Annotated in this window: 18 protein-coding genes; 7 read left to right on the forward strand and 11 right to left on the reverse strand. The window is 57.8% G+C overall.

Annotated elements, in window-relative coordinates:
- Nucleotides 1-15: 15 nt before the first annotated feature.
- Genes J4P41_RS05595 through J4P41_RS05610 form a run of 4 tightly spaced genes read right to left on the reverse strand, consistent with a single transcriptional unit; the run spans nt 16 to nt 9,370 of the window.
- Nucleotides 16-1,551, reverse strand: a complete 1,536-nt coding sequence (locus J4P41_RS05595; protein WP_426066363.1) for an efflux transporter outer membrane subunit — start codon at nt 1,549-1,551, stop codon at nt 16-18.
- Complete coding sequence (locus J4P41_RS05600; RefSeq protein ID WP_426066364.1) at nt 1,551-4,829, reverse strand: efflux RND transporter permease subunit; 3,279 nt, start codon at nt 4,827-4,829, stop codon at nt 1,551-1,553. Before J4P41_RS05600 ends, J4P41_RS05595 begins: the two co-directional genes overlap by 1 nt.
- Nucleotides 4,826-8,011, reverse strand: coding sequence for an efflux RND transporter permease subunit (locus tag J4P41_RS05605; protein WP_061932395.1), 3,186 nt, complete (start codon nt 8,009-8,011; stop codon nt 4,826-4,828). Before J4P41_RS05605 ends, J4P41_RS05600 begins: the two co-directional genes overlap by 4 nt.
- Nucleotides 8,012-8,035: 24 nt before the next feature.
- Nucleotides 8,036-9,370, reverse strand: a complete 1,335-nt coding sequence (locus J4P41_RS05610) for an efflux RND transporter periplasmic adaptor subunit (RefSeq protein WP_426066365.1) — start codon at nt 9,368-9,370, stop codon at nt 8,036-8,038.
- Nucleotides 9,371-9,655: 285 nt separating this feature from the next.
- Here J4P41_RS05610 and J4P41_RS05615 point away from each other — a divergent pair, with 285 nt between their 5' ends.
- The 4 genes from J4P41_RS05615 to J4P41_RS05630 all read left to right on the forward strand — a co-directional run bounded on the left by J4P41_RS05615 (nt 9,656) and on the right by J4P41_RS05630 (nt 12,493).
- Nucleotides 9,656-9,946, forward strand: a complete 291-nt coding sequence (locus J4P41_RS05615) for a CsbD family protein (RefSeq protein ID WP_007282756.1) — start codon at nt 9,656-9,658, stop codon at nt 9,944-9,946.
- A 64-nt stretch (nt 9,947-10,010) separates the two neighbouring features.
- On the forward strand, nt 10,011-10,640 hold the full coding sequence (locus J4P41_RS05620; protein WP_426066366.1) for a DUF4339 domain-containing protein: 630 nt from the start codon (nt 10,011-10,013) through the stop codon (nt 10,638-10,640).
- Nucleotides 10,641-10,787: 147 nt separating this feature from the next.
- Complete coding sequence (locus tag J4P41_RS05625) at nt 10,788-11,411, forward strand: ribonuclease HII (RefSeq protein WP_426066367.1); 624 nt, start codon at nt 10,788-10,790, stop codon at nt 11,409-11,411.
- Nucleotides 11,408-12,493, forward strand: a complete 1,086-nt coding sequence (locus J4P41_RS05630) for a site-specific DNA-methyltransferase (RefSeq protein ID WP_061932401.1) — start codon at nt 11,408-11,410, stop codon at nt 12,491-12,493. The genes J4P41_RS05625 and J4P41_RS05630 overlap by 4 nt, the downstream gene beginning before the upstream one ends.
- 241 nt (nt 12,494-12,734) lie before the next feature.
- On the opposite strand, the gene J4P41_RS05635 is transcribed toward J4P41_RS05630, so the two are convergent.
- The 5 genes from J4P41_RS05635 to J4P41_RS05655 form a co-directional block, all read right to left on the reverse strand.
- Nucleotides 12,735-13,346, reverse strand: a complete 612-nt coding sequence (locus J4P41_RS05635; RefSeq protein ID WP_010502071.1) for an ankyrin repeat domain-containing protein — start codon at nt 13,344-13,346, stop codon at nt 12,735-12,737.
- 77 nt (nt 13,347-13,423) lie between these two features.
- Nucleotides 13,424-15,472, reverse strand: coding sequence for a glutamine amidotransferase (locus J4P41_RS05640; RefSeq protein ID WP_426066368.1), 2,049 nt, complete (start codon nt 15,470-15,472; stop codon nt 13,424-13,426).
- Nucleotides 15,469-18,213 carry a DUF4159 domain-containing protein gene (locus tag J4P41_RS05645; RefSeq protein ID WP_426066369.1) on the reverse strand — a complete coding sequence of 915 codons (2,745 nt, stop codon included), beginning with the start codon at nt 18,211-18,213 and terminating at the stop codon, nt 15,469-15,471. Before J4P41_RS05645 ends, J4P41_RS05640 begins: the two co-directional genes overlap by 4 nt.
- Nucleotides 18,210-19,136 (reverse strand): DUF58 domain-containing protein, encoded by a 927-nt coding sequence (locus J4P41_RS05650; RefSeq protein WP_426066370.1) that lies wholly within the window; start codon nt 19,134-19,136, stop codon nt 18,210-18,212. The genes J4P41_RS05645 and J4P41_RS05650 overlap by 4 nt, the downstream gene beginning before the upstream one ends.
- Before the next feature lie 5 nt (nt 19,137-19,141).
- Entirely contained in the window at nt 19,142-20,170 is a 1,029-nt protein-coding gene (locus J4P41_RS05655; protein ID WP_426066371.1) for an AAA family ATPase, read from the reverse strand.
- A gap of 94 nt (nt 20,171-20,264) precedes the next feature.
- On the opposite strand from J4P41_RS05655, the gene J4P41_RS05660 reads away from it, so the two are divergent.
- From J4P41_RS05660 to J4P41_RS05670, 3 genes are read left to right on the forward strand one after another with little or no spacing between them, the layout of a single operon-like run.
- Nucleotides 20,265-20,858, forward strand: coding sequence for a DUF1285 domain-containing protein (locus J4P41_RS05660; protein ID WP_426066372.1), 594 nt, complete (start codon nt 20,265-20,267; stop codon nt 20,856-20,858).
- Nucleotides 20,855-22,066 carry a CCA tRNA nucleotidyltransferase gene (locus J4P41_RS05665; protein WP_426066373.1) on the forward strand — a complete coding sequence of 404 codons (1,212 nt, stop codon included), beginning with the start codon at nt 20,855-20,857 and terminating at the stop codon, nt 22,064-22,066. The genes J4P41_RS05660 and J4P41_RS05665 overlap by 4 nt, the downstream gene beginning before the upstream one ends.
- A 47-nt stretch (nt 22,067-22,113) precedes the next feature.
- Nucleotides 22,114-23,868 (forward strand): ABC transporter ATP-binding protein, encoded by a 1,755-nt coding sequence (locus J4P41_RS05670; RefSeq protein WP_426066374.1) that lies wholly within the window; start codon nt 22,114-22,116, stop codon nt 23,866-23,868.
- Here the strand turns inward: J4P41_RS05670 and J4P41_RS05675 are convergent.
- Together J4P41_RS05675 and J4P41_RS05680 are read right to left on the reverse strand one after the other, a co-directional pair.
- Nucleotides 23,826-24,338, reverse strand: coding sequence for an RNA pyrophosphohydrolase (locus J4P41_RS05675; protein WP_426066375.1), 513 nt, complete (start codon nt 24,336-24,338; stop codon nt 23,826-23,828). The two genes, J4P41_RS05670 and J4P41_RS05675, sit on opposite strands and share 43 nt — an antisense overlap.
- A complete protein-coding gene (locus J4P41_RS05680) occupies nt 24,335-25,447 on the reverse strand; it encodes a divergent polysaccharide deacetylase family protein (protein ID WP_426066376.1) in 1,113 nt (370 codons plus the stop codon). Before J4P41_RS05680 ends, J4P41_RS05675 begins: the two co-directional genes overlap by 4 nt.
- Between the last annotated feature and the right edge of the window lie 15 nt (nt 25,448-25,462).

Genomic DNA, 25,462 nt, shown 5'->3' on the forward strand with positions numbered 1-25,462 from the left:
CCGCCCTTTTTGTGTTTATCGGCCGTTCTTGTCTTTCTGGATAAAGGACGGAAGAAGCGGGTTGTCCATTTGGAGAGACGCTTTGGTTGGCAGGTCTTTTGTGCTCCAGCCGCCCCCGAGATCTGTCAGAAGAGCCACTTCGGAATTGAATTGCTGCTGCCGGATATTGAGCTGGGTCTCTTCGTATTGCAGCGCGGTCTGCTGGGCGGTGATAACGGTGGTGTAGATCTGGGTGCCAGCAAGATATTCATTCATGGACACGCGAACGGCAGCCTGAGCACTATCAACGGCCTGGTTCTGAAGTGTCAGTTGCTGGGCCAGATAATGCAGGTTGGACATATGGTCTTCCGTGTCCTGCATGGCCGCCAGAACGGTCTGGCGATAAGTGGCCACCGCATTATCGTAATCGGCTTCGGCTTCACGAACTGCGGCGGTTCGTGCGCCACCCTGGAAAATGGTCTCGGTCGCGGCAGCGCCAAGGCCCCAGGTTCGTGTGGCGGTTTGGATCAGTTGCTGGAGAGGGTTTCCGCTATAGCCGTAAGAAGCGGACAAGGTGATTTCCGGGAAGAAAGCGCCAATCGCGTAACCGATTTCTGCATTGTAAGCTTCCATGTTCCGTTCAGCCTGAGCAACGTCGGGGCGACGTTCAAGGATCATGGAGGGGAGAGCGACAGGCGCTGGAGGAAGGGTCTTTGGAAGAAGTGCCGTTGCGATGGTTACATCTGCTGGTGCCCGACCTGTTAGCATCGCAATGGCGTGTTCATATTGCGCGCGTGCGATATGGGCGTTGGCCAGACTGGCTTCTGTTGATTGCAGAAGATATTTGGCCTGTAGGACACTGGTAGGATCTGCAACGCCAGCTTCGAGCTGATTTTGCAGGATTTTCAGGTTATCCCGATAGAGACCGACATTACGCGTATAAAGATCGATCAGGCTGTCCTGATAGCGCAGGCTGAAATAATCCTGTGCCAGCGTTAGTTGGTAAGACAGGCGCATACTGGCAACAAGGGCTGCATCACCTTGTGTAGCCGCAACCTGCTCCTGGATCTGTCGGCGTACTTTGCCCCAGACGTCCACGGTCCAACTGGCAGATGGGCCAGTGGCCCATGTATTGCTCGTATAGGATTGGGAGGAACTGTAGGTGAAGCCGCCGCTGGTGCTGGTCGCGCTGCTGCCCTGAGAATTGCGATTGAAGCTGAAATTGCCGCTCAGGGTTGGGTACAGACTGGCTTTGATGGAATTGATGGTTGCCGCAGCCTTGCGATATTGTGCCTCATATTCCTTCAGACTCTGGTTAGACGTTGCGACGCGTTCTTCAAGATCGTTCAGAAGGGGATCGTTGAAGATTGTCCACCAGTCTCCTTTGGGCATAAGGGCCAGATCTGGCTGTGCTTTGTTCCAGCCCGCAGGAGGGGGGGCTTCCTTGAAATGTGCGGAGATCACTGCCGAAGGACGATGATAATTCGGTCCGACCATGCAGCCGCTCAGGAGAGGCAGGGATGCGGCTCCCAGAAGAAGGGTACGCAGGGAAGGCATGCGAAGGGCGGTCATCAGATTTCCGTTTCCCGGGGCGAGATGTGAAGCAGGGTGGCAAAATGATGCCGGACGCGACCGAGCATCTTTCCAAAACGATCGAGATAGAGAAACACGACGGGCGTGCTGTAGAGCGTGAGAAGCTGGCTGACCATCAGGCCGCCGAGAATGGCGATGCCGAGAGGCCGCCGCAGTTCGCTACCGTATCCATTGCCGAAAACAAGCGGAACAGCACCAAAGGCGGCAGCAAGAGACGTCATGAGGATAGGACGAAAACGCAGGACGCTGGCCTGATGAATGGCTTCCAGTGCCGTGGCTCCTTCACGTTGCGCCACCAAAGCAAAGTCGATCAGCATGATGGCGTTTTTCTTCACGATACCGATCAGCAGAATAACGCCGATCATGGCCATCAGTGAGAATTCCTGTCCGAAGACCTGTAGAGCCAGCAATGCGCCAACACCTGCGGAGGGAAGTGTCGACAGAATGGTCAACGGGTGAATGAGGCTTTCATAGAGGATGCCCAGAACGATGTAGACCGCAGCCAGCGCCGCGAGGATGAGCAAAGGCTCATCGCTGACGGATTTCTGGAACGCAGCCGCATTGCCTGCAAAGCCTCCATGAATGGTGGGCGGGACATGAAGTTTGACCATGGCGGCTTCGACGGCCTGAACGGCCGGTCCGAGCGAGGCGCCCGGGGCCAGATCGAAAGACACCGTTGTGGCGACGGACAGGCCGTCATGATTCACTGTCAGCGCCGTATTGGTCATGCGTTGATGTCCCAGCACACCGAGAGGCACCATCGTTTCAGAGCTGGTCGTTACGGCGGATCCGCTTGAAGCAGATTTACCGCCAGCGAGTGCGTTGGCCACGGAGTTCAGGTAAGATTGTTCGCTCTGGGAGAGGGTGCTGGATGTCGTGCTGGCTCTGACGCGGAGATTGTTGGAGGATGTTCCTCCTGTCGCCGTACCGCCAGAGGCACTGACCCACATCTGCTTCAGCGTCTCTGGGTTCTCCCAGTAATTCGGCGCAACTTCCATGACCACATGATACTGGTTCAGGGATCCATAGATGACGGATGCTGAACGCTGGCCAAAGGCATCATAGAGTGTGTTGGCAATCAGCTGTGGGGTGATGGAGTATCGGGAACTCATATCGCGGTTGATGGCGATTGCGATGGCCTGACCGCCTTCCTCCACGTTGGATGACACATTCATCAGCAGGGGAATTCTGGAGAGGGCGGCCACGATTTTGGGCGTCCACTCGTAAAGCTCTTCTGCCGAAGGCCCTTCCAGAGAATACTGATAGGACGCATCTCCAGACCGTGCACCGACCCGGACGGCTCCCGGTGCCATCAGGCGCAACTGTGCTCCCGGGACGTGGGCGAAAGCTCTGTTGAGGCGTTGAACGGTTCTGGCCAGGCTGTCCTTGCGTTCTTCTTTGGGTTTGAGGGCGATGAACATGTTGGCTGAATTCGCGGAGCGGCCGCCTGCGCCGCCCATGACACCAGCCACATCCCGGTCCGCGGCCACGACTTTCATGGCGCGGGCGGCAAGCGCTTTCAAAGACTGGAACGACACGGACTGATCCGCGACCAGTCGCCCCATGAGTTGCCCCGTGTCTTCAGACGGGAAGAAGCCCTTGGGCATTTTTACAAAGAGAATGCCGGCCAGAAGAAGTGTGGCGGGAAGGGAAAGAACAATCAGGAAAGGGTGCCGCAGACCCCAGCCCAGAGAGCGATCATATCCTTTGGCAATACCGTCGATCGCTTTTTCCAGAAGAGAGCCGATCTTTCCCCAGAGTGTCTGGCTGTTGGCGGGTGTGACATTGAGGATCATGGCGCTCAACATCGGAGTCAGCGACAGCGAAAGCACCAGTGAGATGGTCAGGGTAATGACCATCACCATCGCGAATTCATGGAACAGACGTCCGGCAACGCCCCCCATGAACATGATAGGGGCGAACACGACAACCAGGGATACTGTGATGGAGAGAACCGTGAAGGCTACTTCACTTGCCCCAAGGATGGAGGCTTCCACGCGTTCATGGCCCATCTCCATGTATCGGGTGATGTTTTCAAGCACGACGATGGCATCATCGACCACAAAACCTGTGGAGATGGTCAAGGCCATGAGAGACATGTTGTCGAGCTGGTATCCCATCAGAGCCATGGCGCCGAATGTTCCGATAATGGACACGGGGACGACGACGGCCGGGATGAGAATGGCTGAGAAGCTGCGCAGGAACAGCAGAACGACAATGACGACGAGCACAACAGCAATAATCAGGGTTTGTTTCGTATCGTTGAGAGACGCCCGGATGGTCTTTGACCGGTCGATCATGACGTTGAGATGGGTGTTGCCCGGCAATGCAGACTGAAGAATGGGCAGACGGCTGCGGATACCATCCACCGTCTTGATGACGTTCGCACCTCCCTGCGTGAAGACTGTGCAGATGATTGCGCGCTGGCCGTTGTGAAAGCCCGTCTGTCGCAGATCCTCGACACTGTCATTGACGTCCGCAACATCTGTCAGACGCACAGGCTGATTGTTGCGATAGGCAATGACCAGTCCGCGATAGTCTTCGGCTTTGCTGGCCTGGTCGTTCGTGGACAGCATCAGGCGGGTGCCGTGCGAGTCAATGAAGCCTTTAGGGGTGTGGGCATTTGCTGACGCGAGAGCTGCTCGGACGTCTTCGAACCCGATACCGTAGCGGAACAGGCGTAACGGGTTCAGCTCGACACGAACGGCGGGCAGGGAACTGCCTCGAATTTCAACTTCTCCGACGCCTTCAACCTGGCTGAGCTGCTGGGTCAGGACATTGCTTGCAAATTCGTAGAGTTCCTGTGGTGTCCGGGTATCGGACGTCAATGTCATGGCAACGACTGGAGGCCCGTTGGAATTGGCCTTGTCGTAGGTCGGGTTGGTGCGAAGAGTGGAGGGAAGGTCCTGTCTTGCGCCCTGCAATGCTGACTCTACATCCCGCGCCGCGCCATTGATGTCTCGGGAGAGATCGAACTGGAGTGTGATGCGCGTCTGGTTGACGGTGGATTCAGACGTCATTTCCGTGACGCCTGAAATCGCGCCCAGATGGCGCTCCAGCGGGGCGGCCACCGTGCTGGCGATCTCGGAAGGAGAACCGCCAGGCTGGTTCGCCATCACCATGATGACTGGAAAGTCCACGTTCGGGAGGTCAGCAACGGGAAGGCTGAAATAGCCCAGAATACCGGCGATCACGAGCGCAACGGCCAGAAGGGTTGTCCCGACTGGCCTCATGACGAAGAGGCGGATCAGGTTCACGGGTTGCTATGCGGGCTTGGGGAAGGTGTCCGGCTGGCCTGATAGCGTTGTAGCAATCCACGGGTTCTGCGGCCGATACCGTCCATGAACAGGTAGATGACCGGTGTTGTGAACAGGGTCAGCATCTGCGACAGCATCAGGCCACAAACGATGGCGACACCCAGAGGGCGGCGCAGTTCTGATCCGACGCCATGACTCAGCATCAGAGGCAGGGCACCGAACAATGCGGCGAGTGTTGTCATCAGGATGGGGCGGAAGCGCAACAATGCGGCCTGTCGGATGGCTTCCAGAGGCGTGTGTCCCTCCAGACGTTCCGCTTCAAGGGCGAAGTCGATCATCATGATGGCATTTTTCTTCACGATGCCGATCAGCAGCACGATGCCGATGATCCCCATGATGTCGAGATCCATCCCGAACAGGTACAGACCGATCAGCGCCCCGATCGCTGCGGAGGGCAGGGTGGAGAGGATCGTGATGGGGTGGATGAAGCTCTCATAGAGAATACCCAGCACGATATAGACCGCGATGACGGCCGCCATGACCAGCCAGATTTCATTGGTCAGGGACGAGCGGAATGCGGCTGCTGTTCCCTGGAATGCGGTCTGGAAGGCAGGCGGCAGGCCGATGCTCTGTTCTACACGCTCGATGGCATTCGTCGCTGCCCCCAGTGAGTATCCTTTGGCGACGTTGAACGAAATGGTTGTGGCCGGGAACTGTCCGTAATGGCTGATGAGCAGGGGAGCCAGGCTATGCGTGATGGTTGTGACCTGCTTGAGGGGCACCAGACCGGACGTTGGCTGGCGTGTAGGCCCTGATGTGCTGCCTCCGGCTTCGGACGAAATTCCCGGCAGATAGAGCTGATCCAGAGACGTCAGATCGTTCTGAAGCTCAGGCAGAGCTTCCAGAATGACACGATACTGGTTGGCCTGTGTGTAGATCGTGGAGATCTGGCGCTGGCCGTAACTGTCATAGAGAAGGTTATCGACCGTCTGTGGGGTGATGGAATAACGCGCGCCCGTGGCCCGATCGAGGGAAAGCTGGGCCACCAGACCTTCGGCCTGAAGATCGGACGTCACATCCGCGAGGGAGGGTTCTTTCTGCAGTTCAGCCACAAACTTCGGCACCCACGTTTTGAAGGTGTCATAGTCCGGGTTCTCCAGCATGAACTGGTACTGGGTTGCGGAGATCGAGGAATCCAGTGACAGATCCTGAATGGGCTGAACGAAAAGTTGCGTTCCAACCACATTCTGGCCGAGCTGACCCAGACGGTGAAGGATGGTTGTCAGGTCAGATGTACGATCGGTGCGGGGTTTCAGATTAATCAGGAAACGCCCCACATTCATCGTCATGTTCTGGCCATCGATGCCTACAAAAGACGAGATGCTGGCGACGTCAGGGTCTTTAAGGATTTCCGCCCCAAGGGCCTGCTGACGATCTTTCATGCCTTCGAAGGAAATTGCCTGCGACATGACCGAGATACCCTGCACGACGCCGGTATCCTGAGTTGGAAAGAAGCCTTTCGGGATCGTATAGGCGAGAGCACCCGTCAGAATGATTGTTCCCAGCGTAACCAGAAGCGTCAGCCCGCGGAAACGAAGCACAACATCAAGCCAACGGCCATAAAGCGCGATCATGCCGTTGATACCGCGCTCGGTTGCGTTGGACAGACGCCCCCAAAAGCCGTGGTTTGCGGAGGGAGCGTGCGTATCCGTCAGCATCCGGGCGCACATCATCGGGACCAGTGTAATGGACACGATGGCGGAGATGACGATGGTGATCGACAGCGTCATGGCGAATTCGTGGAACAGACGCCCTACGACATCCTTCATGAACAGCAGCGGGATCAGTACTGCTATCAGCGAAACGGTTAGCGAGATGATGGTAAAGCCGATTTCGCCGGCACCCTTGAGGGCGGCAGTATAACGGTCTTCGCCAGCTTCGATGTAACGCGCAATGTTTTCGATCACCACGATGGCGTCATCGACCACGAAGCCTGTCGCAATGGTCAGGGACATCAACGACAGATTGTCGAGCGAGAAGCCAAGCAGATACATCGCCGCCATCGTGCCCACGAGGGACAGTGGGACCGAGAGGCTTGGAATGATTGTAGCGGGGACGTTGCGCAGGAAGACGAAAATCACGCCAACAACGAGCACCATGGCTAGGCCAAGCTCGTATTCCACATCTTCGACAGAGGCTCGAATGGTTGTGGTCCGGTCCGTCAGGGGTGTGATTTCAATACCGGGCGGCAGGTCCTGTTTGAGTTGCGGAAGAATGCGCAGAACATTGTCCACAACTCCGATGACGTTAGCGCCGGGCTGGCGCTGCACGTTCAGGATCAGGGCAGGTGTTCCATTCGACCATGCTGCAAGCTGGCTGTTCTCGGCGCCTTCTACAACGGTGGCGACGTCTCGCACGCGGATCGGACCATTGTTCTGATAAGCAATGACCTGATTCATCAACTGCGCCACGGACTGGATCTGCCCGTCGATACGAAGTGATGTCGAGCGCTTGGGGCCGTCAAAAGTCCCTGTCGGGGAGTTGACGTTGACGGTTGTGATGATGGTGCGCAGGGTGTCGATGGCGATGCCGTAGGAGGTCAGCTTCGGGATGTTGACCTGAATGCGATACGCCTTGCGATTGCCGCCAGACAGGGTCACGAGACCAACGCCGGAAATCTGACTGATTTTCTGCTCAAGACGCGTGTTGACGTAGTCTTCCACTTCCGGAAGCGGCATCGTTTTGGACGTGATGCCGAGTGTCAGAACGGGTGTGTCTGCTGGGTTGACCTTGGCGTAGATCGGGGGAGCAGGCAGATCCGTCGGGAGTAGGGACGTTGCGTTGTTGATCGCCGCCTGAACTTCCTGCTCCGCCACATCCATGGACATATCGAGGCCAAAACGCAGGGTAATGACCGATGCGCCGCCAGACGACTGGGAGGTCATCTGGTCCAGGCCGGGCATCTGACCAAGCTGCGTTTCAAGCGGAGCGGTGACGGATGTACTCATCACGTCTGGTCCGGCGCCCGGATAGGAAGTCGAGACCGTAATCGTCGGATACTCGACTTGCGGAAGCGCTGAAACAGCCAGAAAATGGTAGCCGAGCAGACCGCTCAGCAGGATGGCGAACATCAGGAGGCTGGTGGCAACCGGACGTTCGATGAACAGGCGGGACGGATTCACGGTCTTGCTGTTCCCTGTGAACGGTCAGTGAGTGCCAGCGGCATCGGGGGCAGAAGGATCATTGCTGTGCTTGGCAGCATCAGTGCTCTGCTGGCCGTTACTGTGGCGATGATGGGTTTCGGCCGTCTTGGCTTCTGCGGCAGCGGTCTGGTTGGTGGACGTATCCGGGATCGACACCTTCTGGCCAGGGCGCAGATGGCTGACACCGTCGGTCACCACACGGTCTCCAGCCTTTACACCGGAAAGGATGACGGCATTGCTGTCGTCGGTCTCACCCACCTTCACGGGGATGTCCTTCACCGTCATGTCTGGCTGGACGACGTAGAGGAACTGGCCGTCCGGACCGGTCTGGAGCGCATTGCCTGGAACAATCAGAGCATTATGCAGCGTCTTGACAAGCAGGTGTGCGTTGACGAATTCGTTCGGGAACAGGCGCTCATCTTCATTGGTGAAGATGCCACGCATACGGACCGTACCGGTTGACGTGTCGATCTGACTGTCCAGAGCCTTCACGGTGCCATCGGCGATTTTTTGGGTATTGTCGCTGTTCCAGGCTTCGACCGGAAGTTCACTGACGTCATGCAGCCGGTCAGCGACAGGGCCGATCTGATTCTGTGGAACCGTGAAGATAACGGAGATCGGTTCCATCTGCGTCAGGATTGTCAGACCTCCAGACTGGCCTGCGGCGACATAGTTTCCTTTATCCAGCACGCGGATACCGACGCGCCCATCAACGGGCGCAATGATGTGGCAGTACATCACGTTCAGTTCGGCATTGCGGACATTGGCTTCGTCGAACTTTACGGTGCCTTCCAACTGTTGAACTGTGAACTCCTGATCCCGTGCCGTCATGGCTGACGTGGAGTTTTGGCGGATCAGCTTCTGGTAACGCGCATTGTCCACGCGTGCCTTTTCAAGCTGGGCGCGATCTGCGGCGAGAGTGCCTTTGTATTGCGCCAGTGTCGCCTCATAGGGGCGTGGATCGATCAGTTCCAGTTCGTCGCCCTTCTTAACGTGCTGACCTTCTTGGTAATACACGTCCAGAATATGGCCGCTGACACGAGGGGTAATTGTGACGTTGGTGACGGGGACGACTGTGCCGAGAAGCTGAAGAACTACTGGCATGTCGCCGGTATGAACCGTGGCGACGGCGACCGGCTGGGTATCGCCGGATTGGCCCTTGTGTCCGCCTCCCGCATTCCTTCCGTGCGGACGGAGGACCGCAAAAAGAATCAGCAGGAGAACAAGAACGACGATCCCCCAGAGGAGCCAGCGCCGACGGGGACGTCGGGCGGAGGGAAGGGGCTGGGCGTTGCTGCTCTGGTGGCGGTCGCTGGAGCCGGCCGTCTGCTCGTCCATAATCGTTCTGTCTTTCCCGTACACTTGGATCCGGATGTGCTTGAGAAGGGCACCCGTTTGTCAGTCATTCTTCTATAGTGCAGGCTGTGCAACCCTGCCATGACAAGACCTTAAATCCTGTTCAGGTTTGGAAACGGATTTGAAACCATATGCCTTAACAGGCTGCTTTTTCAGGGTATTACTCTCTTGCTCCATTTCATGATCGCACCATATTCTTGAGGCAACCCTATGGTTCGCTGGTCGTTAGGATCAGGAACGGATCATATCCGGAGACAGGAGAGACACATGGCTGATACGACGACAACCAAGGCTGAGGGCCTTCTCGACGAAGCCAAGGGCAAGGTCAAAGACGGTATTGGTGGTTTGACCGGCGACACGGCAACGCAGGCTGAAGGCAAGTTTGACCAGCTTTCTGGTATGGCGCAGCAGGAATTCGCTGACCTGTATGATGAAGGTGAGACAAAGCTTGAGGCAGCCACCGCGTTTGTGCAGGATCGCCCGCTGATTTCCGTCGTCATTGCGACTGTTGTTGGAATCATTGTCGGTGGTCTGCTGTTCGGTCGTAAGAGCAGCTAATTTCGCGCACGCATGACTTCGTGTGTTAGAAGCCTTCCGGAGTAATCCGGGAGGCTTTATTTTTATGGACTGGTTTTACGAGAGCAATGGGCAACAGTCTGGCCCTGTTTCCCGTGAAGAAATTTTACGTCTGATCATGCAGCAGCGTATCCGGCCGGAAACACTGGTCTGGAATCCGTCGTTTGGCGATAGCTGGCGACCAGCTTCAGCTGCCGGACTGGTGTCCCCGTTGACCGGCTTTCTGAGGCCGAAGGCGGAAGTGTCGGAACACTGGGCCTGGGTGCTTCTGGTTGGCCCATGGCTCATGGGACGAATGACACTTTATATCATGGACTGGCGGCATGTTCCTGAGGCCGCTCGCATGAATACTAACGGCATCGTCGGGCTTCTGGTTCTGGGGTTGTTTTTTACAGCATTTACCCTGGATCGGAATGCTATCCGGGAAGCAGGAAATACACCGCCGGGTTTCTGGTGGTGGCTGTTTCTGCCTGGCTACTTCTGGCGTCGTCGTCAGGTTGTTGGGAAGGGGATGTCGTTGCTGGTCCTCAGTTTGGTTCTCCTGGTGTTCAACATTGGAGATACGATTGCCCGTTTTCCGGAAATCCGTGAGCAGGCGAGACATGCCCACCACGCATCAGGAACTGTTCAGTCAACGACGCCGGCGGAGGGAGATGGAGACCAAGAGAACCTCTGAAGCGGCTGGAAAGAGTCTTTCGGAACACACTTGACAGCTTAATCTGAAAAATAACCCATTTTTGGGCTTCCCTTTCGAGTCGCCATGATTCAAAACCGATTCGGTAGTCAGTTTATTGACCGGATCGGTCGGGGGAGCAGTTCAGGAATGCCAGATTATGCCCTTGAAGCCGCCCACGGAGGGCTGGTCGTCGGGATCGACGAAGTAGGGCGTGGTCCTCTGGCTGGGCCTGTGGTTGCTGCTGCTGTTGCTTTTACGTCCGAGCCTGATGAAAAACTCTCGGCTCTGCTTGATGATTCCAAGAAGCTCACGGCAAAGCGGCGCATGATCGCCTATGACCTGCTGATGCAGACGCCGGATATTCTGACGGGTATCGGCGCTGCCTCCGTAACCGAAATCGAAAAAATCAATATTGCTCAGGCCTGCCATCTAGCCATGCGTCGGGCATTGGACCGGCTTGGCCAGGTGCCTGACCTTGCTCTGGTTGATGGTAAGCACGCACCGAAGCTGCCTTGTCCCATCCAGATGGTGATCGGCGGAGATGGGATCAGTCTTTCCATCGCAGCAGCATCCATTATTGCAAAAATTACACGTGACCGCCTGATGGCCCGTCTTGCTGTTCGGCACGACGCGTATGGGTGGGAGCGCAATGCCGGTTACGGCACTGCCGTTCATATGAGCGGTCTGAAAATTCGGGGTGTCACGCCCCATCACAGGCGCGGATTTGCGCCGATCCGAAACATGATTGAAGCAAAGGCGCACGCAGCATGACCGGCGAACTTCCCGTGGACCAGATCCTGCGTGGTGAATGCGTGGAAACGATGAAGACCCTGCCGGACGGCAGCGTGGACTGCATCTTTGCCGATCCGCCATATAATCTTCAGCTTCGTGGCGAGTTGCGTCGCCCGGATGAGACGGTTGTCGATGGTGTTGATGACGCCTGGGACAAGTTCGACGATTATTCCGCCTATGACAAGTTCACGCGGGAGTGGCTGTCCGAAGCGCATCGTATTCTGGACAAGGATGGCACGATCTGGGTGATCGGCTCCTATCACAACGTGTTCCGCCTCGGTGCCATCCTTCAGGATCTTGGTTTCTGGATCCTGAACGACATTATCTGGCGCAAGTCTAACCCCATGCCGAATTTCCGTGGGCGTCGGTTTACGAATGCTCATGAGACAATGATCTGGGCGGCGAAAAGCCCGCAGAGCCGTTATCGGTTCAACTATCAGGCCATGAAGGCGCTGAATGATGATCTTCAGATGCGGTCCGACTGGTATCTTCCGCTTTGCACAGGCAATGAGCGCCTGAAGAACGAGCATGGCCTGAAGCTGCATCCGACCCAGAAGCCAGAAAGTCTACTGCATCGTGTTCTCGTGGCGTCCACAAATGTGGAAGATGTCGTGCTGGATCCGTTCTGCGGAAGTGGTACGACACCCGCCGTCGCCAAACGGCTGGGACGTCATTATGTCGGTATCGAGCGGCATCCTGATTATGTGAAGGCCGCGCGGGAGCGTGTGGCGCGTGAAGAGCGCCTGACGTCTGAGCAGATTGCTGTGACGCCAGCGAAGCGCGAGATGCCGCGTATTCCGTTTGGAAGCTTCGTGGAAACGGGTGTGCTGCCTGCGGGAACCGCTCTTTATGATCGTCAGAAACGCCTTAAGGCGACGGTGACGCCGGATGGAACGCTCGTGTCTGGCAATCAGCGGGGGTCCATTCACAAACTCGGTGCAACGCTAACGAATGCGCCGTCCTGCAATGGGTGGACATTCTGGTTCTTCGAGCGTGACGGGCAGATGGTGCCGATTGATATCCTGCGTCAGGAGAGTGTAGCCCTCCGAAACGTGGGCTGATTTTCCCCAGACGCCATCTGCAGCTTCAAGAGCTGTAGAGCTGCTTGTACGGCTTCTGAAACGTGTTTGGAGGTTACCTTGCACGTGAGCCGTACCCGGCCCTGCATGGGGGACGAAAATATTAAGTATGGTTGTGTTCGTCCGATCTCTCGGAACTGATGACGCATAGGCCGATGAATAAAAAAAAGCCGAAAGGAGAAAATTCCTTTCGGCTTTTTTTGTGTCTCTGAAAATGAAGGGATTAGCGACCGGCGAAGCCCAGGAAACCGGAAGCCGGATCAGTGCTGGCGCCCTTTTCGTCGAAACGGGGAGCAGCCTTCTTGCGGCTTGTGGTGGCAGCGCTGCCGCCGATTGTCAGATGGCCACTTCCACCCTTCATCTGAACGCCACTATCCTGAACGCTTGTTTCCAGACGGCCATCAGGATTGTAAGTGCGCATGGAGAGCAGCAGGAACATGATGTCGTTGCGATTCAGATCGATGGCCATGTCGAGGGGCGTCTGATCGAGAATGTTGTGCGCGTTCATGTCCGCACCGCGATTCAGGGCTTCCTTGGCCGCGTTCAGTGAACCGCGATTGACGGCATCAAACAGGGCCGTTGTCGGGTTCGTATCCGTACGGGCATGGCCGGCATCATCGTCGGATGCTTCAGCACCCGGCAATGCTGATGGAGGCGCTGCCCGCTTGGCAGCTTTGCGGGCCTCAGCCTTTTTGGCGGATTCCTCGGCTTCCTGTTCAGCCTCTGCGTCATCGGCGTCCTGCGCATGGGCAGAGTGCCAAGGCACGAAAATTGTCGGTGTGGCTGCCAGGGCGGCAATCAGCAAAAGGCGGGGAAGGGTCAGAGGCAGTCGCATAGGGTCAATATACTGCGATCTGAAGTCCTGTGCGAGTCTCCAGAATCGTCGTCCCCAACTTGTCACACGTCGCAACATCAGCGTCCTTCCCGCCACCAGCCAAGCCCAAGACATCCAAGAGCGAGAACAAGCGCGAGCCATCCAGGGATCAGGTCCTGGGTCCGCGTTTCTCCGGCGACAGCGGCCTTGCTGACGGGAAGGCCAATCCAGCCGGATCCAGACAAATCCTGTCCGGCCTGAACCTGTCGAAGATGCGGGATTGAAAGGCTTGCCCAGTTCTGGCTGCCGCCAGAGGCTTGGGCGATTGGTCCCATGACGGTCGCCGTTGCGCGGAGATCCTGCCGTTCCAGAACATCCTGAGACACGGGGCTTGCGAAAGCGACAAGGCCGTCTTGCCGGATCGTCCAGATTCCATTCCCACTGACGGGGAGCGTGCCAGTCCACAGTCCTTTTCCGCCCGTCATGGAGAGGGGTTGGGTCCGGCCATCCGGGAGTGTCACCATGGCCTGTGGTGTGATGGTCGTCTGGCCAAGAGCATGACGCTCGACAAGAAGTTGTCCATTTTCGATGCGCGCCGTCAGGCGATTTTCTTCAAGGTCTGGCTCTTTCATCAGCCAGTGGGACAGCCGACGGAGCAGTTCGGCCTGCGGACCGCCGCCGCCTTCGTCACGAGACCAGAGCCAGAGCTGATCAGACAGAAGCATGGCCACGCGGCCCTGTTCCACATGATCGAGTAGAAGAAGCGGAGAGCCGTCAGGTCCGCTCATCAGGTTCTGTCCATGAGACTGATCGACTTTGGCAGATCGATACCAAGGCCCCCAGTCGCTGCTGTTTCCAAGACCCGCGGTGACAGGATGCGCCTTACCAAGATCTGTCAGGCCGGGGCGGAAAGGCTTGGTGACGATCCCGTCTGTTGGGACATGAGCGGGAAAAACCTGCGCCAGTGTCGTGTCCTGCAAAGACCCGTCCTGCACGAATTCCGGACCGGCCGTGACAAGCAGGCCGCCTCCCTTGCGCACATAGTCCGCAATGTTGGTGAGATACTCTTCGGGCAGGATATTGCTGTTCCGAAAGCCATCAAGAATGATGAGATCGAAACTGCGAATCTTTTCCTGAAACAGTTCCCGAATAGGGAATGGGATCAGCGCGAGATCGGAGAGCGGTGTGCCGTCATCTGTATTGGGCGAGCGCAGGATGGTGAAGTGGACCAGATCAACAGACGGGTCAGCTTTCAGAAGGCGGCGCCAGACGCGTTCGCTCTGATTGGGTACTCCCGAAACCAGCAGGACGCGGAGCCTGTCCAGAACGCCACGGATCCGGATGACATCAGAGTTGTTGAGTTGTGAGGCTTCACCAGGAAGGGCGGAAACAGACAAGCCAACCAGCGTTTCGCCGGGATGCTGAACGGGGACAGTGATGTCCTGTGGCTGGCCGGTCTGGATTTCGCGTGTCGCAGGTTGGGCATCGCCAGCGCGAACAGTCAGCATGGCTGTTGCTGGTCCTAGTGTCCCCAGATCATCAACCTGAAGGCGAATGGTCGCGTTCTGCCCGACGATGGCATAGGGCGGCGTGCTGAGAATACGCAGTCTGCGGTCTGTTTCTTCTCCCTTGGCCGTCACAAGGAGATGCATCGGCAGCGTCTGCCCATTCGGGCCGTGGAAACGCGCAGGTAGATGCGCGGGCACGTCATGGTCCATCCCGTCCGTGACAACAATTGCACCGGCAAAGCGACCCTGCGGCAGGTCAGCATGATCCATCGCGTCGAACAGGCGTGTGCCGTGCCCGTTGCCTCCGGGAACGTCGACCCGGTGTAGAGTCAGGCCGGGGAGGTGGGCGGCATCCTGCATGATCTGGCTGGCTGTCTGATCAGCAAGTGCAGTTCTCTGGCCAACCTGCATGGAGGGAGAGCGATCCACGATCAGGAGCGCATCCTGAGGAACAGGCTTGAAAACCGGATGGAGCGAGCGCGGTCCAGCCATCCAGCCCAGAAGCACCAGAAGGGCAAGGGCGCGCCAGATCATCCCGCGTGCGCCACGGATGAAACCGTACACTGCGCCTATGGTAATGACGGCCGCGATCGTGATGAGCAGCCAGAGTGGCAGCATGGGGGCGAGATCGAACGTCATGGTGCGTCCTCCTCGTCTTCATCCGTACTGCCTGTGTTCGCTTGTCCGTCTGGATTGTCCTGTCCCAGTCGGCGCAGCATTTCAGGGTAGTGAGCCTGATCGCTCTTGTAGTTTCCAGTCAGGGCGTAGAGCACCATGTTGACCCCAAAGCGATAAGCCTGTGTGCGCTGGTCATCTCCGCCGGGCAGGACTGCATAAGGATGGTTGCCGGATGCATCGACGGCCCAGGCATGTGCCCAGTCTCCATTGCCGATAATGACCGGGCTGACGTCATCATTCGCCTCGTCCCCATTTCGGGCGACATAAACGGGCTGACCGTTGATCCGGCCGGGAAAACCGCTGTGCAAAAGATAGAAGGTGTGTCCCAGAACGTGTTTGTCCGACAGTTTGGCGAGGGGAGGAATGATCAGCCCATCCGTGACGCGTTTCAGAGCTGCCCGGACTGCGCCGCCTGACCCGGCATCCATATCCGTGCCTGCGCCCTGTTGATCGATCAGCAGGATACCGCCGTGATCCATAAAAGCATTGAGAGCCTTGGTCCGAGCAGCATCAGGTTGGGCATCTGCGGTAATGGGCCAGTAAAGCATCGGGTAGAACGCGAGATCATCCTTGCCGGGTGTTACGCCATCCGGATGGCCGAGAGCCGCTGAACTCCGCGCACTGGTATAATCGGACAGGCCCTGAAGGCCTTGTTTTGAGGCTTCATCCACATCGTCATGTCCGGTCAGAACATAAGCGAGACGGGTTTCAAGGGCTGCTGGTGGAGCTGAGGCCGGGAGGGCTGGGGGAGCACTGGCTGTCTGCGCCTGTGCCTGTGGCATGGCGATCAGAACCAGTATCGCAGCTATTGGTCCGAGCAGGCCGCGTCGTCTGAGAGACAGGGCAAAGTCTACGAGTAGCACCAGAAGTCCAGCCGCCAGAAGCCATGGCCCGATCGGCCGGTCTGGATGCGCGCCATCCGGTGTAATGCGCCTACCGAGCAGTGGTTCTTCATTGAGAAGAGCAGAGTGATTGGAAACATTGAGCGCGCGGGTGCCATGTGCGGGGCCGTACAGACCCGGAGGGTGGGTCACGCTGATGCTCGTCTTTGAAAGATCGTTCCCATGAATGGAGCGTGCGGCCTCAGGTGGCATGACGAGGCTGCCCTCGCTGTCGAGCATACGCCATGGAGCAAGATCGGTTGGTCCGCTTCCGGCCACACCGGCGGAACGTTCAATCAGGCGTTCCAGCATTTGTGGGAACAGCCCGGAAATGGGCAGGTTGGACCAGTCGGGAGAGGCTGTGACGTGGAACAGGACGATCTCCCCGTTTCCTTCCGTGCGGGCGGTGACAAGAGGTGTCCCGTCTGCCAGAGCGGCCCAGACATGATCCTGAAGGCCAGTTTCAGGTTTTGCCAAAACCTGACGAGAAACTGTGACATCAGCAGGAATAGTCAGATCAGCAAAAGGCGAAGAGGCCGGAAAAGGCTCCAGGGCCTGCGGTTTTCCCCAGGACATGGGGCCGCCAAGCTGACGCATCCCATTCATTAGGGGGACGGGAAGGAGCGGATCGGCAGAAGATGTGTCCTGCTGGGAGGATGGCTCTGCGGCAAGGCCGGGGCCAGCAAAGCGGATCAGCATTCCCCCGTGGCGAACCCAGTCCATAACACGCTTGCGGGTCTGGTCGCCGGACAGCGCGCCATCCGTTGCGACCAGAACGGAAAGGGACGAACCGAGCAATGCATTCGCGTCGCCGTTATGACGCTCCGACATTGTGTCGAGGGCGTGGTTCAGGAAGAATGCCGAACCGATAAGAGGGGTGGTATCGCCCGGTGTCTGTAGCAGGCCGACCGGGCGGCGATGACCGGCATCACCCAGCAGAACGGTTGTAGCTGGTCCTGTCATACCTTCGAGCGTAAAATGATCGAGCTGGTTTCGTAGAAGAGCTGGGAGTGCGAGGGTTTTGTCCTCGCCAACCTGTGCGGGGAAGGCAGCAAGCGTGCCTCCATTGGCGGCAACCGCGCGAATCGTGACAGTGCGGGAAGGGCAGTTCAGGCCTTCAGCTTTGGCGTGAAGAGCGCCGTCGGAATTAGGGCCTGCCGACAGACGCAGGATATCGCATGCGTTCCAGCGCATATCCTGTACGGAGCGTGATTTACCTAACGCTGCCTGAAGGACGGCATCATCGGGGGATGCAAGCCCATCAGACAGAACGACGACATGCTTGTCAGACAGATCAACTCTCTGGAGCAGGTCTGCAAGTCCAGCGCGATCCACGGGCCAGGAGTGTGCGTGCAGATGCTCCAGATGTTCGGACAGGGCGTGTCTATCCTGTGTCGTGAACGGTTCAGGCATGGCGCCATCTGAAGATCGGGCGGCATGAACGATGGTGACGGGGTTGCCATTGCGAAGAGCGGTTTGCCCTAAAGACAAGGCCGTCGCCACACGTTCATTCCAGTGCGGGATGGATGCCCACCCATCGTCGAGAACGATCAGGAGGGGGCCGTTCGTTGTGTCACTCGTGTGTGGAATAAAAACTGGTCGGGAGAGGCCAAAAATAACGAGGGCAACCGCCGCAATCCGCAGGATGAGCAGCCACAATGGTGAGCGCGCTGCATCTTCACGCCGGGCTGTCAGTCGCTTGAGTAGCAGCAGGGAGGGAAAGGTTTTTTCCTGCGGGGCTGGCGGCGTGGCGCGGACGAGCCACCACAGGGCGGGGAGCGCCAGCAGGCCCAGAAGCAGAAGCGGGGACAGGAAGATCATCGGCCGCCTCCCATGGCAAGATGTAGGGCCAGAAGCGCCGGGAGCGGGTCCTGTGAGGTGTCATGCATGATGCAATCCGCGTGAAGACGGCCTGCGCTGCTTTGAAGAGCGGCGAGATGCGCGGACATGGCCTGTTCGTAAGCTGGCCCGAGGCTTTCCAAGGCAGGAAGGGTCAGAACGCCCCCTTCAAGTCCGGAAAACCGGATGCGTCCCTTCTGGTCGAGGGAGCGCTCACCGGGATCGAGAATACACAGCAGATGCGTCCGGACCGGCCGGTTGGCGCAGTGCTTGAGAACGGCATCAATCCGATCTTCTTCCCACAGAAAATCACTGATGAGGACGAGATCTGTTTGCGGCGGAATACCGTCCAGAGGGGGGAACTGTGGTTCATCTGGTGAGGAATGGAGAAGGGCTTCACCAAGGCGACCCAGCACCTGACGGCCAGCGAATGTGCGTCCCGCTTCCGGCCCCGTCAAAAGCCCGGCCTTTTCCCCCCCTCTGAGTGCGGCACCAGCAAGGGCCAGCGTGCAGAGTTGGGCGCGTTCGCGTTTGGTGGGAAGCGTGCCCGCAGAGCGCCAGTTCATGGACGGAGACGGGTCGCACCAGACCAGCAGGGACTGTGTGTTTTCCCGCTCCCGTTCCCGCACCCAGAAGGTGTTGTCAATCGGGGAGCGGGCGGATTGCCGCCAGTCGATGGCGGTTGCGGGTTCTCCGGCATTGTAGGGCCTGAACTGCCAGAAGTCTTCGCCGCTGCCAGCCCGTCTGCGTCCATGCGTGCCAACCTGAAGGCTGGCGGCAATTTTTTCGGCATGCAGAAGAAGGGTCGGCAGGGCTAGACGCTCTGCCGGGGCGGTCATGGACTCTGAGGAGCGGCTGTTCTTGCGGGAGAACAGACCGCGGAGCGCTTCGGTGGGACTTTTCACGGGGTTCAGAGGATCGTCTGGGCCTGTTTGCGGATCAGGGCTTCAACCGTCACGCCAGAAGCTCTTGCACCGAAGCCAAGCCCGATACGGTGAGACAGGACCGGCTCGGCCAATGACACGACGTCATCAAGGCTTGGTGCCAGACGACCGTTCAGAAGGGCGCGGGCGCGGGTGGCGATCATGAGGGCCTGTGCGGCACGTGGACCTGGTCCGAAGGAAACGGCATCCCGCACATCAGCGGACGCAGAAGCATCTTCAGGGCGCAGGGACCGTGTCAGGGCCAGAATGGCATCGACGATCTTGTCTCCCACGGGCAGGCGACGAACCAGCTTCTGGGCAGCCAGAAGGGTTGTTGCGTTCATCAGGGTTGGTGTGTGTGCTGTTGTGGCGCCCGTGGTTTGCAGAAGCATCTGGCGCTCTGCATCCCGGCTCGGGAAATCCAGCGGAATACGAAGCATGAAACGGTCGAGCTGGGCTTCGGGCAGCGGATAGGTGCCTTCCTGCTCAATCGGGTTCTGGGTCGCGAGAACGTGGAAAGGCGACGGCAGAACGTAATCCTTGCCACCCTGTGTCACGCGGTGTTCGGCCATGGCCTGTAGAAGCGCGGACTGGGTGCGCGGGCTGGCACGGTTGATTTCGTCGGCCAGAACAAGTTGTCCAAAGATCGGGCCGGGCAGGAATCGGAAGGCCCGCTGTCCGTTGACGTCCTGATCCAGAATCTCCGCACCTGTAATGTCGGACGGCATGAGGTCAGGCGTGAACTGGATGCGGGTCGCATCAAGGCCCAGCACGCGGGACGCTGTATTGACGAGAAGTGTCTTGCCGAGACCGGGTGCACCCATCAGAAGCGCGTGACCGCCAGAAAGGATCGTGACGAGAACCTGCTCGATCACACGGTCCTGTCCCAGCACAATTCCGCCAATAGCCTGATGGACATCGCGGAGAACGGGGGCCAGACGGTCGGCCTCGGCCACATCCGCTTCGCCCTGGAGGGTTCCGGCGGAGGCGCCGGTAGAATAATGCTGCTCGCTCATATCACCAGTCTGACAGGTGTGGGGGTTTCATCAAGGCTCGATTGCACCCAACTTGGTGTGAGAAGAGAAGTTTTCATTTTAACCGGAGGGAAAATTGAGCGCGCATGATTGTCGGGATGCCTCCCGATCAGACGTTTTCCCCGCGACAGGGGCATCCGAAACCATTTCTGACGCAGGCCAAGGCAAGGGTGTGCGCCAGTTACCCTTTCTGATCCGTCGGGATGGAACATGGCTCTATCGCGGTTCTCCGGTAACGCGGAAAGCGATGCTGTGCATATTTTCGTCCATGCTGACCCGGGATGCGGAGGGCACGTACTGGCTGAAAACACCGATGGAAAGCGGTGTTATACAGGTGGAGGACGTGCCCTACATTGCCGTGGAAATGGACTTCAAAGGAAGCTGTGGGCGGCGTCAGACGCTCTGTTTCCGAACGAATATGGATGAACTTGTCTGCGTAGGGCCGGACCATCCGATCTCCTGTGACTGGGATCGGCCCGCTGATGACTGCGGTTCTATTCCTTATGTGCATCTGAGAGACGGGGAGGGCGATTTTCCGATCCTTGCACGAATCAGTCGCTCTGTTCATTTCGAACTCGCGGCGCTGGCCGTACCGGGGCATGCGGAAGGCAAACCCTGTCTGGGCGTCTGGAGTCAGGACTGTTTTTTCCCGCTTTCACGTCAGCCATGAAAGAGGCTTCGGGACTTCTGGCCCGCGTGAAGGATCGACGCGGTCTGGATGAGGTGTGGCGTTTGTTGCCAGAGGCACGACTGGTTGGTGGGTCCGTGCGGGATCTTCTGCGTGGTATGCCGGTTCATGACCTTGATATGGCAACCCCTGACTCTCCTGAAGATGTCCTGCGTATTCTGAAATCCGCAGGGGTGAAGGTTGTTCCCACCGGATTGGCGCATGGCACAGTGACGGCTGTGATCCGAGGGGAACCTTACGAAATTACAACCCTGCGCCGTGATGAAGAGACGGATGGCCGACATGCTGTTGTTTCCTGGACGGGAGATTGGGCTGAGGATGCGGCGCGTCGGGATTTTACGATCAACGCCATGTCGCTGGACCGGCATGACGTCCTTCATGACTATTTCGGTGGTTTAAAGGATCTTGCCGATCATCGTGTTCGGTTTGTCGGAGAAGCAGGACGACGGATCGAAGAAGATGCGTTGAGGGCGCTCAGGTTTTTTCGGTTTGACGCCCGATATGGCCATGGGGAGCCTGATGCGGAGGCCTGTCAGGCGATTTCGGAACGGCTGGATCTGATTGATGCGTTGTCGGCCGAACGCATTGCTTCTGAACTTCTGAGAATTCTGACCGGGCCACGGGTTGTGGAAACGCTTTCCGTTATGAAAGACGTGGGACTTCTGGCGCATCTTGTCCCCGCTTCGGATATTCAGGCGTTGCACAGGCTTCTGGTGTGTCAGTCTCCTGAAGACGCGCTTCTACGGTTGTTTGCGCTTTGCCATGCAGACTGGAGTGATCTGGGGGAACGATTGAGACTGTCGAATGCGGATCGTGACCGCCTTCGGCAGTATGGTGAAAATACGCCTGTTCTTGATCCGGCCATGCTGGAGGATGATCTCCGTCGGGCTCGGTTTCGGCAGTATCTTCCTGTTCTTCTGGATAGAAGCTGGTTGACGCAGGCTTCTGTTCTCGGTGTGCCGGACAAAGGGTGGGATCGTCTGAGGACGCATTTGCAACAAATATCCCAGCCGGTTTTTCCATTGACTGGGCAGGATGCAAAAGATGCCGGATTACTGCCGGGACCTATCATGGGAGCCTGGCTGAAGGCCGGGCAATCCTGGTGGCTGGAACAGGGCTGTCGGCCTGACAGGAAGGCCTGTCTTATGCATCTGGCGGGAGCCTCCGAACTACGGGAAAAATCAGACTAAAGCCGTCTTGTTTCGCAGTTTTCAAGAGGCCTGCTAAACCCCCACGCATGAGCAGAAAGACAGCCCTTGATACAGATAGCCAGATTCTGATCCGCAGGATCTGGCGGGACGAAATGCGTCGTCACGTTCGTCAGATCGTGACGGTCATTGTACTGACCGTTTTGATGGCCAGTTTGACCGCGCTGTACCCGGTCGTCATCAAGCGTGCCGTGGACATGTTCGCTGCGCAGGACCCTCGGATTTTGTATCAGGTTCCAGCGCTGGTCGTGATTGTGACCACACTGAAAGCAGCTTCCCAGTATGGGCAGACGATTGCCGTTCAGGGACTTGTTCTGACGGTGATCCGCGGGTTGCAGTCCCGCATGTTTAGACATTCTCTTCAGACCGATGTGTCGCGCATTGAGCGCGAAGCACCTGCCCAGTGGGCTGCGCGCTTTACAACGGATGCCGTTTCCATCCGTGAAGCCATGGTGCGTGTTGTGAATGCGTTGGGTGATGCCGTGACGGTTGTGGGCCTGGTGGCCGCCATGATCTGGGCTGACTGGGAACTGAGCCTTATTGCGTTGGTGTTGTACCCCGTAGCAGCTGTCCCAATTCAGAAGCTGGGCAAGAAAGTGCGCCGGGCCTCTGGTGGGATGCAGGAGCAGATTGGTGAAACATCTGCACTTCTGAATGAAAGTTTTGCGCTGGCACGTCAGGTGCGGATTTATCGCATGGAAGACCGTGAGAGCAGCCGTGTCGACCAGTCGCTGGATCTGCTGCACACCGCGTTTCTGCGCATTGCAAAAGGGCGCGCGCGTGTTGATCCTGTTCTGGAAGTTCTGGGCGGAACGGCTGTGGCTGTTGTTTTGGGGTTCGCGGGCTGGCGTGCGGCCATGGGCGGGGCAACACTTGGAGACTTCACGGCGTTTATCACCGCTCTCCTGACTGCCGCCCGGCCTATCCGTGCGCTTGGGTCACTCAACACGGCAATGCAGGAAGGCCTTGCTGGACTGGCGCGTGTTTTTGCCGTCATTGATGAGCCGCCTGCGGTTACTGATCGTACGGATGCCGTATCTTTGCCGGGCGGCAAGGGGCATCTTGTTTTCGAGCAGGCATCCTATCAGTACGAGGATGGTCGGGTGGGGCTGGCTGGTCTGACGCTTGATGTACAGCCAGGCCAGACTGTGGCTCTCGTTGGGCCGAGCGGAGCAGGAAAATCAACGGCACTGTCCCTGATACCGCGTCTACATGATGTGTCGGGTGGGCGTATTCTGCTTGAGGGGATCGATATCCGGGATGTGCAGGTGGCGTCTTTGCGGGATGCGATTGCGTATGTCAGTCAGGATACCACCCTGTTTGATCTTTCGCTGATCGAAAATATCTGGATTGGTCGACCGGATGCGAGCCGTGAGGACGTAGAAGCGGCCTGCCGGATGGCGGCTGTCGATTTTGCGGACAATCTTCCGCATGGTCTGGAAACACGCGTTGGTCCAGGGGGGCGCCGTCTTTCGGGGGGGCAGAGGCAGCGTGTAGCACTTGCACGTGCTCTTCTGCGTGACCCCCGTGTTCTGCTTCTTGATGAAGCAACAAGTGCTTTGGATTCAGAAAGCGAATCCCGTGTGCAGGGGGCGCTTGCGGCTCTGCGGACCGGACGCACCACAGTGATTGTAGCGCATCGTCTTTCGACGGTTCAGTCCGCAGATGTAATTGTTGTGATGGATGATGGCCGGGCTGTAGAGGCAGGGTCTCATGCGGAGTTGCTGAAAAAAGACGGCCTTTATGCCCGGTTGGTGCGCAGCCAGTCGCTGGAAGCAGCCTGATAGAGGGTTTTGAGTTCCGGCAGGAGTTTTTCGTAAAGCTCCTGTTTGAAGCCCAGATTGCGCTGAAGCAGGTCTTCCGGTTCTATCCATTCCCAGAGATCAAACTCTGCAGGAAGATGTAGATCCAGCCGGATGTCGCTATCTGTTCCCTCAAAACCGAGAACAAACCATTTCTGTGTCTGCCCGCGGTATTTCCCTCCCAGAGCCCGGCCGATCAATTCTGCTGGTAGATCATAAGCCAGCCACTCGCGGCGTTCTGCCAGGACTGTTGCCCGTGTGCAGCCTGTTTCTTCTGCGAGTTCACGCAAGGCGGCAGTCCGAGGGTCTTCTCCTTCGTCTATGCCACCTTGTGGGCATTGCCAGATCTCTCCCGGCAGATCTGCACGTCGGGCGACAAACAGCTTTCCGTCCCGGTTAAAAAGGGCAACCCCAACATTGGGACGGTAAGGAAGATTGGAAAAATCGGTCATAGGGGAGCCGTCTGAATATCTTTGGGCTGTGCCGAGGCCTGTTCGCCCGTTGCACCATTGTCTGCCAGTGCGGAAGGAGGAACGAGAACAAAGCGGTTTGCAACGGGGCCACTGAGCCAGCTTGCAAGACGATCGATCGCTACGGGCGTCAACGGACCAACCATCAACAGGATATGTGTGGGTTTTGTACCGTCTGGAAGCAGGGCGGCAAGCTGTGCATCAAGCGTTGCGGCATCGGTGTCACCGTTGATCCATGCCGTCGCAGTCATGCCCCGGATATGACGGTCTTCCTGAGGTGATCCGCTAAGGTAAAGCAGATCATGGCTGGCGATGATGTCTTCAATCGGATGGAAACCAGGCGTGGTGGCAAATCCTCCACCCGGTTGGCTGTCTCCGGCTTCCGAAGTATCCGTCAGGCCCGTTGCGCCTTCTGCGCGGGACAGGCACCAGTCCAGCTCACGGCGATCATCGGCTTCGGAATTGCCATTGCCCAGTGCGTGCGGGCCTTCATCAACGTTTTCTGGATGAGCGCTCTGCATCGGCAGCGTGACAAAGATTTCCCGATGGGCTGCGTGGGCACGCGCCAGAACATCCGGCAGATTGCCAATATAAGGCGATACGCCAACGGCAACCGGGGCGGGAATGCGTGAAAACACATCGTAGGTCATGGCATCTGAATAGCCAAAGCCCTGAAGCACGATGGCAAGGGCCGTCTTCCCGGATGCTGTGATTGAATCCAGATCGAAAGTAGGTGTTTGGGCAATCGGCGGCGGCATCTGCGGAGATTTGATCGCTGGCGCCGATGGAACCGGAGCTGTGACAGGAACAGGTTTAGGTGCGGATGTATTCTGCGCCTTCTCGACTGGTATCACGGGCGGCCGCACTGAATGATTATCGGCCACCGCATCCGGTTGATGAGCACCGGGGGCGGCTGGTTGGTTCTTTGCCGTGCGTACTGGTGCGGAGGGCTGGCTCTGATGCCAAAGCATCAGAGCTGCTGTTGTGCCACCTACAAGAACAAGACCCCAGAACGCGACCAGAAGGCGTCCGATAACGGGAAGACGGCTCCAGAGCCCGGGGGAGCGGGGTGAAGCGGGACGGTTCTGCACGATCTGGACTGTCCT

The organism is Gluconobacter sp. NFX36 (assembly GCF_049887835.1).
GTDB classification, from domain to species: domain Bacteria; phylum Pseudomonadota; class Alphaproteobacteria; order Acetobacterales; family Acetobacteraceae; genus Gluconobacter; species Gluconobacter japonicus_A.

Coding starts and splice junctions, on each gene's coding strand:
- J4P41_RS05595 (WP_426066363.1), bottom strand. CDS start 1,551: ATGACCGCCCTTCGCATGCCTTCCCTGCGTACCCTTCTTCTGGGAGCC.
- J4P41_RS05610 (WP_426066365.1), bottom strand. CDS start 9,370: ATGGACGAGCAGACGGCCGGCTCCAGCGACCGCCACCAGAGCAGCAAC.
- J4P41_RS05615 (WP_007282756.1), top strand. CDS start 9,656: ATGGCTGATACGACGACAACCAAGGCTGAGGGCCTTCTCGACGAAGCC.
- J4P41_RS05620 (WP_426066366.1), top strand. CDS start 10,011: ATGGACTGGTTTTACGAGAGCAATGGGCAACAGTCTGGCCCTGTTTCC.
- J4P41_RS05625 (WP_426066367.1), top strand. CDS start 10,788: ATGCCAGATTATGCCCTTGAAGCCGCCCACGGAGGGCTGGTCGTCGGG.
- J4P41_RS05630 (WP_061932401.1), top strand. CDS start 11,408: ATGACCGGCGAACTTCCCGTGGACCAGATCCTGCGTGGTGAATGCGTG.
- J4P41_RS05635 (WP_010502071.1), bottom strand. CDS start 13,346: ATGCGACTGCCTCTGACCCTTCCCCGCCTTTTGCTGATTGCCGCCCTG.
- J4P41_RS05640 (WP_426066368.1), bottom strand. CDS start 15,472: ATGACGTTCGATCTCGCCCCCATGCTGCCACTCTGGCTGCTCATCACG.
- J4P41_RS05645 (WP_426066369.1), bottom strand. CDS start 18,213: ATGATCTTCCTGTCCCCGCTTCTGCTTCTGGGCCTGCTGGCGCTCCCC.
- J4P41_RS05655 (WP_426066371.1), bottom strand. CDS start 20,170: ATGAGCGAGCAGCATTATTCTACCGGCGCCTCCGCCGGAACCCTCCAG.
- J4P41_RS05665 (WP_426066373.1), top strand. CDS start 20,855: ATGAAAGAGGCTTCGGGACTTCTGGCCCGCGTGAAGGATCGACGCGGT.
- J4P41_RS05670 (WP_426066374.1), top strand. CDS start 22,114: ATGAGCAGAAAGACAGCCCTTGATACAGATAGCCAGATTCTGATCCGC.
- J4P41_RS05675 (WP_426066375.1), bottom strand. CDS start 24,338: ATGACCGATTTTTCCAATCTTCCTTACCGTCCCAATGTTGGGGTTGCC.